This is a genomic window from Acidovorax sp. GW835-FHT14G06, assembly GCF_058793595.1.
The window spans coordinates 155,274-170,504 of record NZ_JBXAGA010000011.1 but is presented as its reverse complement, the minus strand read 5'-3'; the positions used below and the strand labels follow the sequence as shown (position 1 = coordinate 170,504).

The window sequence follows — 15,231 nt, the reverse complement described above, 5'->3', positions numbered from 1 at the left end:
CCGCCACTCCACCCGTTATCGGCCGCCACGCGGCAACAACAGCCGCTGGTAGATCGCCTTGTCGGCCGCATAACAACTGCAGGCCTCAGCCTCCAAGGCCTTGCGGTTGAGCACCGTGAGTTCTCCCCGGTGGTAGGCGATAAGACCTGCATACTGAAAATGCCCTGCCGCCTCGGTCACGCCCACGCGGCGCACGCCCAGCATCAGGGCCATGAATTCCTGGGTGACGTGAAAACACTCTGAATGCGATCGGTCCTGCATCATCAACAGCCAGCGCGCCAGGCGCGGCGCAATCTGGTGGTAGCGCTGGCATGCCGCCGCCAGCGTCTGCTGGTGCAGGCGCGCCAGCAGGCAGGCCTGGAGCAAGGCCTCCAATTCGGGAATCGCGTTGATCTGCGTGCGCAACTGTTTGGCGCCAATGCGCCAGCTGGACCCAGCCCCCTGCACCAGGGCCCGCCACGGCGTGGCCGCCAGGCCCAGGATCAGTTCCGAGCCCAGCATGGCCTCTGCCCCCACCATGCCCACCTCCAGCGGAGGGTGGCTGTCCACATCAATGACCAGCGACAAAAAACCTTCGGTCGGAAAATGTGCATGCGCCAGCGGTCGGCCCCGGGTGCTCAGTTCGGCCGACAGCACCAGTTCGAAAGGCTCGCAGTGCTGCAGGAAACGCTCGCGCGCCGCGGTCGGCAGTTGTTGCAGAAGGGTATTGTTTTTGTGTTGCATCGCGGGGCCTCGGGCTGCTGTCCGCACTGCAAGGGAGAGCAGCGCCAGGACCCCTGCGCAATGCCTTGCCTTGCGCAAGGTGTAGCCCAGTGTGGGCGGCTTTGTACGGTATGACCGTCTGCCAGCGCACACAGGGTGCAGGCCATGTGCGCCCCCTTGCTCCGCAGAATCGGAGTTGGGCCAGTTCACACTGTCTGCCAGGTCGGCGTCCCTAGCTCGCCACGACCAATGGCAGCAGTCGGTCGTATTCCTTTTTGACCACCTCATAACACTCGCAAGTGCGGCGCTCCAGCCCCGGGCGGTCCAGCACGTTGATGTGCCCGCGCGCATAGCTGATGAGACCCGACCGCTGCAGCTTGAGTGCGGCCTCGGTCACCCCTTCGCGCCGCACGCCCAGCATGTTGGCAATCAACTCTTGCGTCATGATCAACTGGGTGCTGGGCAAGCGGTCCAGGCTCAGCAGCAGCCAGCGACACAGCTGCTGGTCCAGCGAGTGGTGGCGGTTGCACACGGCGGTCTGTGCCATCTGGGTTATGAGTGCCTGCGTGTAGCGCAGCAACAGATGCATGACCGGTCCTGCATGTTCAAACTCGGATTTGATGACGTCCGCACGCAGCTGAAACCCCGCCCCAGCACTTTGCACCACTGCCCGGCTGGGCGTGGTTCCACCACCCATGAAGATCGAGATGCCCACTAGGCCCTCGAAGCCCACCACCGCGATCTCCGCCGACGCGCCATCCTCCAGCACATACAGCAGCGACACGATGGCGCTGGTGGGGAAATACACGTGCGGCATGGTCGCTCCCGATTCGTACAGCACCTGTCCCAGCGCCAGTTCCACAGGTTCCAGCAATGGCAGCCAGCGCTGCAGGTCTGGCTCGGGCAAGGCTGCCAGCAGCTGGTTTTGAAGGGGGATATTGGAGCGTTTGATGGTGGCACCTTGGTGTATCGCGGTGCTGGGCCCCTGCGGCCCTGCCTGCCGCCTGGGCATGCCGCAAGTTTGTTGCAGCGCGCCGAACAAGGTCTGTACGGTATCGTACATACACACAATTACCAAATGCTGGATGTCAAGGTGCACCAAGGCCCCACAAAAGATGCACTCTGCGCATGCCTTAACCAAGCAACGGAATCACAAAACACTGGCCATCGGGCCCGTCACCCCAGCGTAGCCGCTCGCCCACCTGCAACCATCGCGCGTCCGGTGGGACGTTCGACGGCAAGACCGCTGAGGCTCCTGCGGCAACGCGCACCAGCACAAACCGCAGCGTGCGTCCTGAACGCACCAGCGTCAGCTCTGAACCGGGCCAGTGTGGCGGCAGACAAGGCGTGAAGAACAGCTCTTGCGCTCGCATCTGCAGCCCCACGATGGACTCCACCGCTGCTCGGTGCAGCCAGCCTGCTGCTCCGGTGTACCAGCTCCAGCCGCCGCGCCCCACATAGGGCGGCTGGCTGTAGATGTCGGCCGCCATCACATAGGGCTCGACGGCATACACCGGCCCGCAGACGGGGTGCTGGGCGCGGTGCGCCGGACTCAGGTAGGTGAAGTAACGGTAAGGCACATCGAACGCACCGGGGTGCTCAGGCTTCTGCAGCGCCAGTTCTGCAGCGGCCATCAGCGCCCATACGCCGCCATGGGCATACTGCCCGCCGTTCTCGCGCACGCCGGGCGGGTAGGCCTGGATGTAGCCCGCGCTAGGTGATGCATGGCGCAGCGGGGGCGCCAGCAGCTGGATCAAGCCTGCTGCGGGGTTGACCAGATGCGCCTCGATCGCGTCCATGGCCTGGCGTTGCCGCGCAGGCTTTGCTGAGCGCGAGAGCACCGCCCAGGCCTGCGCGATCAGGTCAATGCGGCCCTCGTCCCGCGTGTGGCTGCCCAGAGCCGTGCCGTCATCAAAAAAGGCACGCTGGTACCAGTCGCCGTCCCATGCCTGGTTTTCCAATGCTGTGCGCCAGCCGGTCAATGCGGTGTCCCAGCGCTGCACGCGTTCCCCATCGCCTTGATCGCGGGCGATCGGGATCCAGTCAGCAACGATGGCACACAAGAACCACGCCAGCCACACCGATTCGCCGCGGCCACCATCGCCCACACGGTTCATGCCGTCGTTCCAATCACCGCCACCCATCAGCGGCAGGCCGTGCGTGCCAGTGCGCAGGCTGCGGTCGATGGTGCGGGCGGCATGCTCGTACACGCTGGCCATGGTGGCGCTGGCGCTGGGGGCCTCGTAGATGTCTTCCGCCCCTTCGGGAATCGCCGAGCCCTCAAGGAACGCCACCTGTTCCTCCAGCAGACTGTGGTCCGCAGTGCGTTCCAGATAGTGGGCGCAGGCAAAGGGCAGCCATAACAGGTCGTCCGAGAAATGCGTGCGCACTCCCGCACCGCCCGGCGTGTGCCACCAATGCTGCACGTCGCCCGCTGCAAACTGGCGCGATGCGCACAGCACAATCTGCGCACGCAAGGCGCCCGGCTGCGCCCAGGCCAGCGCCATGGCATCCTGCAACTGGTCACGGTAGCCCGTGGCACCGCCGGCCTGGTAAAAGCCCGCTTTGGCAAACAGGCGTGAAGACACCGTCTGGTACAGCAGCCAGCGGTTGACCAGCACGTCGAACAGCGGGTCGGGCGTGGTCACCTGCGTCGCGCCCAGCAACAGATTCCATTGGTCGAGGGTCGCCTTCTCACGCATGCGGGCCGCCACGGCCATGGCCTCGGCACCCAGCGTGCGTGCGGCAGCCTCGGTGGGGGCGTAACCCATCAGGTACACGCGCTCAAACGCCGCCCCGGCCCGCAAAGTCACCAAACGCGACAACGCTGCACAAGGGTCCAGCCCAAAACCGCTGCGCTGCCCCAGCTGCAGGGGCACCACCAGATCACCCTGCGCATCGAAAAACTCGCGGCGGTCGCAGGTCCAGTCCAGGCTGTCGTTGACACGGTCGTCCGTACCCGGCCCGGCCGAGGCCTCGCAGAAAAAGGCTGTACCCCCGCCAAAGCCCGCAGCCGCCTCGTTCTGTGTGCACAGCAGGCCCAGCAAGCGGCCATCGGGCAGTGGTGCAAAACACGGGGCGGTGGACAGCGTGGCGCGATCGCCGCGCTTTTCGCCCATCATCCACTCCACCATGCCGACCAGGCGCAAGTGCTCGCGCCGATTGCCCAGGTTGCGCACCTGCACAAACACCTGCTTGATGGCGGTGACGGGGTCCACACACCAGCGCACCTCCACCTCCAGTGCGCCTCTGCGGTGGCGGATGAGGGTGGTGCCCTGGGCGTGCTCCACGCGGTACACCGCGTCGGCTGCACCCCAGGCCGAGGGCGTCAGGCTCCACACCTCACGCGTGCGGCGATCCTGCAGCAGCAACCATTCGGCGGGCGGGTCGGCCACCGGGTCGTTCGACCAGGCGGTGAGCTGGTTCAGGCGGCTGTTGAGCGCCCAGGTGTTGCCTGCGCCGCTTTCCGACACCATGGCCCCCAGTTGGGCATTGGCCAGCACATTGACCCAGGGTTTGGCGGGCCGCAGCGCAGCCGACACCTCAAAACCAAAGGTACCGGTGACCGGTTCAAAGACGCCCACTGGCGCGGGCACCTGGGTGCTGCCCTGGTGCGTGGGTACTTCATCGGTGGCGCCGCCGCGCCAGGGACTGGCCATGGACACGCCATGGGCCACCACCCAGGCTTTCACCTGGTGCATGAGGGCATGGCCATCGGCCTGCAGGGTGATGCGGGCCAGGCTCGCCAATGTGCCCAGCTGCGCAGCCGACAGCTCATCCAGCCGCAGCACCCGCAGGCTGGTCACAGCAGGGCCTGTGTGGGTGGCCAGGTCGGCATCATGGTGCTCCCGCAGCAGTGTCAGCTCGCGCTGCAAGGGCATGTGGTACGAATGGGATTCGCTGCTGAGCACCACCAGGTCGCAGGCCACGCCGCCATGCGCCCATTCGCGCAATGCCTGAGCCAGCGTGCGCAGCAGGCCCATGCCCTGGGGCGATCCAGCCATCACCAGCACGATGGGCCGGTCGCCTGACAGTCCCAGTTGCCACAGCGTGCGCCGGTCGCACACGGGGTGTGCGGTCTGGGCTTCGGTCAGCACGCCCAGGTAGGTGGTGTGAACCTTGGGCAGGGTCAGCACAAGGGCCGTGGTCAGCGCCTGCAGCGCAGGCAGGTAGTCGCGGTGCGGGCGGTGCGACGCCCACTGGATGCTGGCCAATGTGGCCGACATGGCCGACGCCCGCTCCACGTAGGTGGGCTGGCGGTATTTGTCGATGATGGCCAGCAGCGTGGCCGGATCTTGTGATGCCGCCGTGGCAAACGTGACGCAGGCCTGAGCGCCCGGCGCAATGCGCAGCATCACGCCCAGCGCTGCCACGGGGTCCAGGCCCGTGTCCAGCGATGCAGGCACTTCGGGCACGCGGCTGAGTAAAGCCAGGGGCTGGCCGGGCGTGTGGTTACGCCCCAGCCAGAGCTGCCGGTCAGTCTGGCAGCGCAGGCCCAGCACCTGACCTTGTGTGTCGGCCACAAAGTGCGCAGCCTGCAGGGTGGTCTCGGTCTGCAGGCGGGGCGTTCTGATGAACCGCAGCGCCTGCTGCGCGGGCAGCCAGTCGGCAGCGATGAAAAGATTGGAGAACGCGGGGTGTGCCTCGTCGGCCGCATGGGTGGCCAGTGTGATGTCCAGGGCCGAGATCAGCTCCAGCTCGATCACCTCGTCACCCAGGTTGCTTACCATCACCTTGCGCAGTTCGATGTCGTCTTCCGGGCTCACCCACACGGTGGTGTGCACGCGCAGCCCTGGCCACAGCGCGTCAAAACACACGCGGTCTGTATGAAAGATGCTGCCGTACACCGCCCGCGCATCGGGCGCGGGGTGGCTGGTGACGGAAGCGGGCACGCTGGAGCCCATCTGTCGCACATACTGAAAACTGCCGTGCGCATCCCGCAGCGCGTCGTCGCGCCAGCGGGAAATGCCGGTCTGATGCCAGCGGCTCCACCCTGCCCCGTTGGCGCGCAGCGTGACGCTGTAGCGACCATTGCCCAGCAGGTGCGTGGGCTCCAGCGCCTGGGAGCCAGGGGTGACGTGGCGCACATGGTCTGGCGTCTTTTGCTGGCGCGCATGCAGCGGCAGACGCGGCGGTGTCGCCTGCAAGGTGGGGAGCTCGCGCGGGGCGCGCTCCTGCAGCAGCGGCAGCACGGCCTCGATGCGGGCGTGCGCCGTACCCCAGCGCTGGGCCACCCCACCCAGCAGCACGTTGGCCAGCGCCACGATGGTCATGCCCTGGTGGTGGGCCATGTAGGTGCTGACCAGGGTGAGCCGCTCCCCGTGGGTCTGACGTTCGGGAGTGAAGTCCAGCGCCTCGTAAAAACCGTAGCGCCCGCGCGCCGACAGTGCAGCCAGCGCGCGGAAGTTGGCGCAGGCTGCGCGGGCATCCACCTGCGTGGCCAGCGCCGTGGCATAGGGGGCAATCACCAGCTCGCCCACGGGCGTGCGGCGCAAGGCCAGACGGGGCACGCCCTGCGGCGCGTACTGGTACGCCAGGGTGTGGTCGCGCCCGGCATAGGCACATTCGGAAATGCCCCAAGGCATGTCTTTGCCCAGGCCCTGTACCAGCGCCGCCTGCTCACGCAGGGCCGACCGCCCTGCCTCGCCCAGTGCGCTGTGATACGGCTCCGCCATGACCAGAGAGGGCATGAGGTACTCGAACATCGAGCCCGACCACGAGCGCAGCACCGCGTGGTGGCCGCTGGCAAAAAACGGTCGCCCAAGGGCTGCCCAGTGCTTCACGGGCAGGTCGCCCTTGGCCACGGCCAGCAGGCTGGTGGTGCGGGACTCGGACGCAAGCAGGTCGTAGAAAGAGGTGTCCAGCTGCTGCTCGTCCACCCGGTAGCCAATGTGCAGAAGGTGCCGCCGGGGGTGGTACAGAAACCGAAAGTCAGCCTGCCAGGCCAGTGCATCCAGCGCCTCGGCCAGGGTCGTGAGGCGGCGCGTGGCCTCGGATGCGCCGCCGCTGTGTGCAGCTTGCTGGTCACGGTCCACCGACTGCAGCGTGGCCAGGTGGTCAGCCAGCAGCCACAGCAGTTCGTCATGCGCCGTGGGCGGGCTGTGCACGATGGCCGGGTGGCGTGGCTGGGCCATGCTGCGCAGCTCGTCCTGGGCCTGCGCCAGCAGCGCGCGAAACGCCGTGGCCTCGGGCAGGTGCGCGGGGTCGGGTGGGCGCATGCCCAACAGGCGGCTCAGCGCGGATGGGTGGTGCAACCCGCGCATGCCGGGGTGATGGATCCCCAGCCGGGGCTGCAGTCGCGCCAGCGAGGTGCGGATGGCCTGCTCGCCCGCCTGAGACGACAGTGGCTGCACCGCCAGCGCGCTGCAGGCCTGTGCCACAGCTACCAGGTGGGCGCAGAGGTTGCCACTGTCCACCGTGGACACATAACGTGGGTGCAGGGGCTGCAGGGTTTCGGTGTCGTACCAGTTCAGGAAGTGGCCCCGGTGCCGCTCCATCGCTTGCAGGGTCACCAGGGTGGCTTCAAGCCGGTCAAGCAGCTCCAGCGTGCCGATCCAGCCGAACTGGCGCGCACAACTGGCGCTCAGCAGGTACAGCCCGATGTTCGTGGGCGATGTGCGGTGCGCCACCATTTCATACGGGGCGGTCTGCAGGTTGTCGGGCGGCAGGTGGTGGTTGTGGGAATCCACGCAGCGCTCGAACAAACGCCAGGTGTCACGCGCCACGCCGTGCAGCAGGTCCTGGTCTTGTGCCGACAGCGTTGGGCTGCCATGGCCGGGCGGGACGCGGTTGGCCAGCCACACCAGCCATGGCGACAGCGCCCACAGAGCCAGCAGCGGCCCCACCAAGGCCCAGGGCGCCGAGGTTCCCCCGGTCCACAGTGCAATGCCGCAGCCCACCGCCAGCAAGGGCGCCGCCCTGTGCCTGCGCAGCGTGGCGCCCAGGCCTGTGATCAGGTTGTTCTGTGCGGCCTCGGCCGTGGTCCATTCCAGCAGGTGCCAGCGGCTCACGGCCTGCCGGTGCACGGTGCGCACCACGGCATCGCCCAGCAGCAGGGCCTGCTGCGGCAGCACGGCCAGGTGCCACACACCGCTGGCCAGGGCGCGCAACAGGTCGCCCGATGCTTCGTGCACAAAACGCATGCCGACCAGCCCAAACCGGCTGGGCACCCAGCCTGCCAGTGCCCCCATCAAGGGCGCAGCCACATAGGCTGCCACCACCAGCGCTAGCGTGCTGGCCAGCGGCAGGCCCAGCCCCGCGATGGCCAGCACCACCAGTACCAACGATGCAGGTGCCACCAACGAGCGGCGCAGGTTGTCGAACAGCTTCCAGCGGTTGACAGGCGATAGGCTCCAGCGGTGGGCCTGGGCCAGAAAGGGCCACAGCTGCCAGTCGCCCCGCGTCCAGCGATGCAGGCGGGCAGCGGCGGTGTCACTGTGTTCGGGCTCCGCCTCCACCAAAGCCACATCGCTCACCACGGCGCAGCGTGCCAGCGCACCTTCGAGGAGGTCGTGGCTCAGCACCTGGTCGGCGGGAAGGCGCCCGCCCAGCACGGCGTGCACGGTGGCCACATGCAGCAGGCCCTTGCCGGTGAAGCTGCCTTCGGCAAAAAAATCCTGGTACACGTCAGACGTCATGGCGCTGTAGGGGTCCAGCCCCTGCTGGCCCGCAAACAGCCACTGCCACAACGAGGTGGTGGCATGCGTGGGCAGTGGCGCAAGCACCCGGGGCTGCAGGATGCCGTAGCCCTGCACCACACGCTGGCTTGTGGCATCCAGGCGGGGCTGGTTTTCGGGGTGTTCGGCCACGCCCACCAGGCTGCGCAGACGGCCCGGGGGCAGTTGCGTATCACTGTCAAGGGTGAGCACATAGCGGGTCTGCAGTGCCAGGCATGAGAGTTCGCCCAGGTCGATGAAGGCGCCGGATACTCCGGTGGCGAGTGCTGCCACCAGCTGTTCGAGCTTGCCGCGCTTGCGCTCCCACCCAATCCACTGCTGCTGCGTGGGGCTGTAGGTGCGCGCGCGGTGCAGCAGCACAAAACGCGGTGTACCGCCCGTGGTGGGCGGGTGCTGCGCATTCAGGGCCAACATCAAGCCCTCGGCGTGGGCCAGCAGCGCGCCGTCTTCGGGCAGGTCTTGCACATCGGCATCCACACCGTCGGTCAGCAGCGCAAACTGCGCACAGGGCTCGGGGTTGGCCAGGTAGTGCAGGTGCAGGCGGTGCACCAGCCGGTCGATGGTGCCGGTGCTGCTGAGCAGGGCCGGGATCGCCACCAACACGCGAGCCGAAACCGGAATGCCCGCTGGCAGCAGGTAGCGTGGCATGTAGGTGGGCCGCACGGATTCGCCAATGAGCCGGTTGACCACGGCCACCACAATCTCGGACACGGGAAGCAGCAACAAGACAGCCAGCAGCGCCAGGCCCGCAAGATGCGCTGCGCTGGCAGAGGGTTCTGGTGGGAAGCCCCACAGCGGCGCCATCAGCCAGGCCAGCAGGCCGAGCGAGCCCAGCAGCAAGGCGCCCAGGTACAACGGCACACGCGACATGCCCACGGCAGAACGCCACAAAGCCACTGCATCGGCAGCATGGCGGCGTGCGCCCAGGGAGTGCTCCAGCTGGCTGCGCCCTGCGCCTTGCAGCCAATAACCTGCCAGCGCCTTCACACCTCCAGGCACATCCTGAGACTCATGGTCTGCGCTCGACATCAACGCCAGCAGCGTCTGTGCGACCGCCGCCTCGCCCAGCCCGCTGCGGGCCGACAGGTTTTCTATGCCGTGCAAGGTGGTGTTGCGAGTGGACTCGTCTTCAGCCGCGAACACAGGCGACTGCAGCATGGCGCGCAGCACCAGGCTCGTCTGGCTGATGATGTCGGACCAATCGGCCGCGCCAATCAAGCGCAGCGCCGTGACGGCATTGCCCATACTCAGCTGGTCGGCAGCCTGGTTGATCTGCTGCTGGGCCTGCAGCGCCACCAGGTCGGGCACAGCGGTCAGCAACCAATGCTGCACCGGCAACAGCGGTAGCCCCGGTGTGTGCCCCCCCGGCGTTCTGCGACCTGCCATGGACTGCGCCAGATGGGCCAGGAACACAGGGGCCACGCCGCGCTGCGCCATGGTGGCGCACGCAGCGTCGAGCGTGTCGGCCGTCAATGCTTCGCAGCGGGTGGCACACAGGCTGGCCAGCTCCTGCGCAGCCTTGTGGCTGGCCAGGCGCTCGGCCAGGCGGCGCAAGTTCTCCACCAGCACCACGCGCAGGGTGGTGGGCAACGCCCAGAGTTCACCCTGGCTCAGCTCGCGGGTCTCCTGGTAGGCGTTGAGGTAGTGCACCAGCAGCGATTCATCAAAGGCACTGTCGGTGTGGGCCACAAACGACCACGCCACGCCGTACACACGCGGCAAGCCTACCAGTGGGGCGTCTTTGAGCACCGGCAGCGATCGGTAGTAACGCGGTGGCAGCCCGGCCCGGATCTCCTTGAGCTGGCTTTCGATCAGATGGAAGTTGTCAAACAGCCATTCAGCGGCGGGGCTGATGGCATGCTCATCGTGCGGCGCGTCAAACAGGTAGCGGTACGCGGCCCGCAGCGCGCGGATATTGCTCTGCAGGCGCGGGTAGAACGTGGTGCGGCCAAAGGGCGCCTTGCCCGCATCGTGGGACGTGCCCAGGTGCCGGCCATGCTCTTCGAAGCGGGCCACACCAAACACTTCGGCCCGCAAGGGCTCCAGCACCGGGCCTGCCCGGGCATCGAGCATGCGGTCCAGCGCGGAAGGAACCCAGGGCCATGGTGTGCGTATGCCCATGTGCGCGCCCCCTACCGCACCAGCGATACGGCCCCCGCCAGCAACGTGACCAAGAGTGCAACGGTGACCACATGCTCGGCCACCAGGGCCTGCAGCCATGCAGCGCCGGCGAGCAACTGGTCCAGCGGCCCGCGCAAGGCGCCACAGTGCGCCAGATGTTCACCCAGGTGGGAAAGCTCCAGCAGCGATATGTCTGCTGGCTGCCCGACGCAAGACGTGTCCCACGCAGAGGCAAGGGTAGGTGGATGGGACATGGGCGGCTCCTGGTACACAAGTGAATGGCGCCACCGCATTGCGGCAGCGCTCTGATCCTCTTGTACAAGGGGCTGGGGCCGGGTGTCTGTGCGGTGTCGAACAAACCTCCCGCGCAGGCGTTTTCAACGCGGTGGCAACAGGCCAGCAAAACCGGTAGTCACCAGTCAAACAGCGACGCGGTTCCGCCCGGACACGCGCCTTCGATCTGCAGCATGCGCAGCTTGGTCAGCGCGCCGCCACCCGCCGAAAACCCGCCGGGCCGGTCGCCCGCCGCCAGCACGCGGTGGCATGGCACCAAGGGCGCAAACGGGTTGTGGCCCAACGCCTGACCCACGGCACGCGCAGCACCTGGCTCGCCCAGCGCGGCTGCCATCTCGCCATAGGTCATGGTCTTGCCGGGCGGAATACGGCGGGCCAGTTCGTACACACGGGCGTGGAAGGGTGGCACGGTATTGAGCGCCAAAGGCACATCGCACAGGTCATCGTGCGCACCTTCGAGCAGAGCCACCACGCGCGCCGCCCAGGCGGCCACCTCGGGTGGCATCACACTTTCAGCAAGCTGCGGAAACCGGCACTGCATGCGGGCACGCGTCTGCAGCTCGCTTGCATCTTCCGGCAACTGCGCCCCCACCAACTGCGCCCCCTGCCACGCGATGCCACAGTGGCCGATGGCAGTGGGGAACAGCGCATAGCCGCTTGCGGGTTGGTGCGCTGAATCGATGGTGACCAGCTCAGCAACCATTTGCTATATTTTTAATAGCTTTCAGCACATATATATCAAGCGCCTGGTGCTTATTCAGCCCTCAGAGCTGCCCGCAGCTGTGCACCCAGCTCGGGCTTGGCGGCAAACGGGTCTGTGGGGTTGCGGCCCATCATCACGTCTTCCATGCGCGTCTGCACCGAAGCCAGGGCCTTGGGGTGGCTGTAGATGTAGAACTGACCTTGTGCCGCTGCATCGAACACTTTTTGCGCTACCTCGGCGGCGGTCACCTTGCCGCTGCCCACGGCCTTGTCGCTCATGGCCTGACCGATGAGCTGGCTCTTGGTGGGCTTTTCGGCAGGCAGGTCGCCGGGGCGGTTGCGGTGGCTTTGGTTGATGCCGGTGGGCACAAAGAACGGGCACAACACGCTGGCGCCGATCTGGTCAGTGACCAGCGACAGATCCTGATACAGCGTTTCCGACAGGCTGACCACTGCGTGCTTGCTCACGTTGTAGATGCCCATGTTGGGCGCCGCCAGCAGGCCCGCCATGCTGGCGGTGTTGATGATGTGGCCGCGCCAAGTGGGGTCGGCCTTGGCCGCTGCCAGCATCATGGGGGTGAACAGACGCACGCCGTGCACCACACCCCACAGGTTCACGCCCAGCACCCACTCCCAGTCCTTGACCGAGTTTTCCCACACCAGGCCGCCCGCACCCACGCCTGCGTTGTTGAACACCAGGTGCGGTGCGCCAAAGCGCTGCTGCACGTCGGCGGCGAGTTGCTCCATCTGCGCAGCGTTCGATACATCCACCTTGCGGGCCAGCACCTGGCTACCTGCGGCCTGCATCTCGGCAGCGGCGGCGTCCAGCGCGTCCTGCTGCACATCCACCAGCACCAGGTTCATGCCGAGGCGGGCACCGATGCGCGCGCATTCCAGGCCAAAGCCCGAGCCTGCGCCGGTGAGGACGGCGGTTTTACCAGCAAAGTTGTCGATCATATTTTTTGTCTCCTAGGGATTGTCGATGGATGATGGGGTGCGATCATGAAACACGGGGCGGCTCTGATGCTGGCACACAGCTTCGACCAACGCCGCCCGAACGCGCAGAACGAATCGGGCGCGATGCGATAAAAAAGGCCGCTGTTGTTCAGGACGCCGTCGGCCGCAACACGTAGCCGATGCGGGGGAAGTGAACGTGCACCGTGCCCGCGCGCGGGTCGGTGCGCCGCAGCGTGTAGCGGGTGCGGGTGGCGGCGATCAGCTCGCCCTCGGTGGGCTCAGTGCCAAAGCTCTCGGCGGAAATAGTGACCGGGCTGCCCAGCGGAATGCCGTGCTCGTCCTGGAACACGTCATCCGTCAAGGGCAGAGGGTCCATGCCTGCAGCCACTGTGATGGCGTCGGCGGCACTGAACTTCTCCATGCGGCCGTGGCCCAGCGCAGCGATGCGGTCCATCCACTCCAGCACGGCGGGTGTGGCGGCAAAGATGTCAGCCATCACCGGCACACACTGGCGCGTGAACCACAACGGGTGATAAGCAGCAAAGTCGGCCAGACAAGGCTCTGCGCCAAACAAAAAATCATGCTCTTCAGCCATGTGGGCGATGCGGCGCAGGTACGAGCGGTAGGCGGCGGTGGCATCGGCCGGGCGCAGGCGCTGCATGCCAGCGCTCATCTCGCGGCGGTCTTCGCCAAACACTTGCGCAGCAGCAGGCGGCAGGTTGGCAAACAACACGGCGGCGCCCTTGGGCTGCAGGTTGTAGGCCATGGCAGCCCAGAACAGCGTGGTGTCGGCCCACTGCGCAAACACGCGCGACACGCCTTTGAGGTGCGGCGGGTACAGCACAGGTTCGGGATGCTCGTGCTCCAGCACATCACAGATCAGGGCTGAGTCGCAATAGATGTCGGCACCAATCTGCAAAAACGGCGTCTTGCGATAGCCCCCCGTCAACGCCACCACATCGGGCTTGGGCATGACGCTGGGGATGATGACGGACTTCCAAGCCAGTTGCTTGAAGCCGAGCACCGCACGGATCTTTTCAGAGAACGGTGACGAGGGGTAGTGGTGCAGGATGAGGTGGGACATGGGGTTCTCCGCAGAAAAAATGTGTCAAGCAGGCAAGGCGCGTGAGAGCAAGGTATCCAGATCGACGCCCGTACCCAGCGTGCCAAAGCTGTAGCCCCAGTCTCCGCCCAGGCGCGATTCGCAGAAAGCGCCGAACACTGCGCTTGGGGCACTGCGGTACAGCAGCGCGGCCTGAACGGCCAGGGCCACGTCCTGCGCGAGGCGGCGGGCCTCGGCCTCGGTGGTCATGGCGTCCACGCGCAGGGGCAGCGCACTGGCCATGCGGTCCAGCGCCGGGTGGGCGCCGCGTGCGGGGGCCAGTTCGTCAGCCAGTGCGGCAGCGGTGTCTGCGCGGCGCACGGCGCGCAGCAGGTCCAGCGCCATGATGTTGCCCGCACCCTCCCAGATGGAGTTGAGCGGCATCTCGCGGTAGATGCGGGACATCACGCCCTCGCCGCCCTCTTCCACATAGCCGTTGCCGCCCAGGCATTCCATGGCCTCTTGCGCAAACACGCTGCCACGTTTGCAGACCCAGAACTTGGCCACGGGCGTGAGCAGGCGGGCCATGATGGCCTCGTGCTCGCTCTTATCCTTGTGGTCAAAAGCGCTTGCAAGCCTGATGGATAGCGCGGTAGCCGCTTCACTTTCAAGAGCAAGGTCGGCCAGCACGTTGCGCATCAGTGGCTGCTCAATGAGCTTCTTGCCAAAGGCCGAGCGCTGGCGCGTGTGGTGCAGCGCAATGCTGAGCGCCTGCCGCATGAGGCCGCTGGTGCCCAGCGCGCAGTCCAGCCGCGTCATGGTGCCCATCTCCAGGATCTGCGCCACCCCCCGGCCCTCTTCGCCCACGCGCCATGCCATCGCGTCGATGAATTCGACCTCGGAGCTGGCGTTGGCGTGGTTGCCCAGCTTGTCCTTGAGGCGCTGGATGCGGATAGCGTTCACGGTGTCGTCCGGCAGCACACGCGGCAGGAAGAAGCAGGTGAGCCCGCCGGGTGCCTGCGCCAGGATCAGGAAGGCGTCGCACATGGGGGCCGAGAAGAACCATTTGTGGCCGGTGATGCGGTAGCGTGCGCCCCAGGCATCGTCGCCATCGTGCACAGCCTGTGTGGTGTTGGCGCGCACGTCCGATCCGCCCTGCTTCTCGGTCATGCCCATGCCCATGGTGAGCGCGGATTTCTGCGAGAACAGCGCCAGGTGCGGGTCGTACTGCGTGGCTGCGAGGCCCTTGCTCCAGTCCGCCCACACGGCTGCATTGCCCCGCAAGGCAGGCGTGACGGCGTAGCTCATCGACACAGGGCAAAGAATGGAGGGCTCGGCCTCAGTGAACAGCATGAAGCCTGCAGCCCGCTCGATATGGGCGTGGCCCGTGTTCTGGCGCGACCAGGGCGTGGCATGCAGGCCGTGGCGCAACGCTGCGCCCATCAGCGCGTGGTAGCTGGGGTGGAACTCCACCACATCGGTGCGGTGGCCGAAGCGGTCGTGCGTACGCAGCTGGGGCTTGTAGGTGTTGGCAAGGCGCGCATGGGTGGCCATCTCCGCCGAACCCATCTCCGCACCCAAGGCCGTCAGGCTCGCCAGCGGCAGGCTGGGGGCATGCAGGCGCAGCGCGTCCTGCAAGGGCTGGTTGGTCATGAAGAGGTTGGCATCGGCCCAGGGCGTGCTCTGGTTGAACACTTCATGGGTGGCGGCAGGGCTGGCAGCGGTCATGGCGGCTCC

8 protein-coding genes are annotated in these 15,231 nt (G+C 66.6%); all 8 read right to left on the bottom strand.

Features of this window, described 5'->3' with window-relative positions; translation table 11 throughout:
- Positions 1–15: 15 nt before the first annotated feature.
- Entirely contained in the window at positions 16–723 is a 708-nt protein-coding gene (locus tag AC1Q64_RS19580; protein ID WP_492252485.1) for a Crp/Fnr family transcriptional regulator, read from the bottom strand.
- 211 nt (positions 724–934) lie between these two features.
- Positions 935–1,609, bottom strand: a complete 675-nt coding sequence (locus AC1Q64_RS19575) for a Crp/Fnr family transcriptional regulator (RefSeq protein ID WP_492252506.1) — start codon at positions 1,607–1,609, stop codon at positions 935–937.
- Positions 1,610–1,835: 226 nt separating this feature from the next.
- Positions 1,836–10,451, bottom strand: coding sequence for a glycoside hydrolase family 94 protein (locus AC1Q64_RS19570; RefSeq protein WP_492252505.1), 8,616 nt, complete (start codon positions 10,449–10,451; stop codon positions 1,836–1,838).
- Positions 10,452–10,510: 59 nt separating this feature from the next.
- Positions 10,511–10,753 carry a hypothetical protein gene (locus AC1Q64_RS19565; RefSeq protein WP_492252484.1) on the bottom strand — a complete coding sequence of 81 codons (243 nt, stop codon included), beginning with the start codon at positions 10,751–10,753 and terminating at the stop codon, positions 10,511–10,513.
- A 158-nt stretch (positions 10,754–10,911) separates the two neighbouring features.
- Entirely contained in the window at positions 10,912–11,496 is a 585-nt protein-coding gene (locus AC1Q64_RS19560; protein WP_492252483.1) for a methylated-DNA--[protein]-cysteine S-methyltransferase, read from the bottom strand.
- A gap of 50 nt (positions 11,497–11,546) precedes the next feature.
- Positions 11,547–12,452 (bottom strand): SDR family oxidoreductase, encoded by a 906-nt coding sequence (locus AC1Q64_RS19555; protein WP_492252482.1) that lies wholly within the window; start codon positions 12,450–12,452, stop codon positions 11,547–11,549.
- Between the two features lie 148 nt (positions 12,453–12,600).
- Positions 12,601–13,536 (bottom strand): glutathione S-transferase family protein, encoded by a 936-nt coding sequence (locus AC1Q64_RS19550; protein ID WP_492252481.1) that lies wholly within the window; start codon positions 13,534–13,536, stop codon positions 12,601–12,603.
- Positions 13,537–13,560: 24 nt separating this feature from the next.
- Complete coding sequence (locus AC1Q64_RS19545) at positions 13,561–15,222, bottom strand: isovaleryl-CoA dehydrogenase (protein ID WP_492252480.1); 1,662 nt, start codon at positions 15,220–15,222, stop codon at positions 13,561–13,563.
- Between the last annotated feature and the right edge of the window lie 9 nt (positions 15,223–15,231).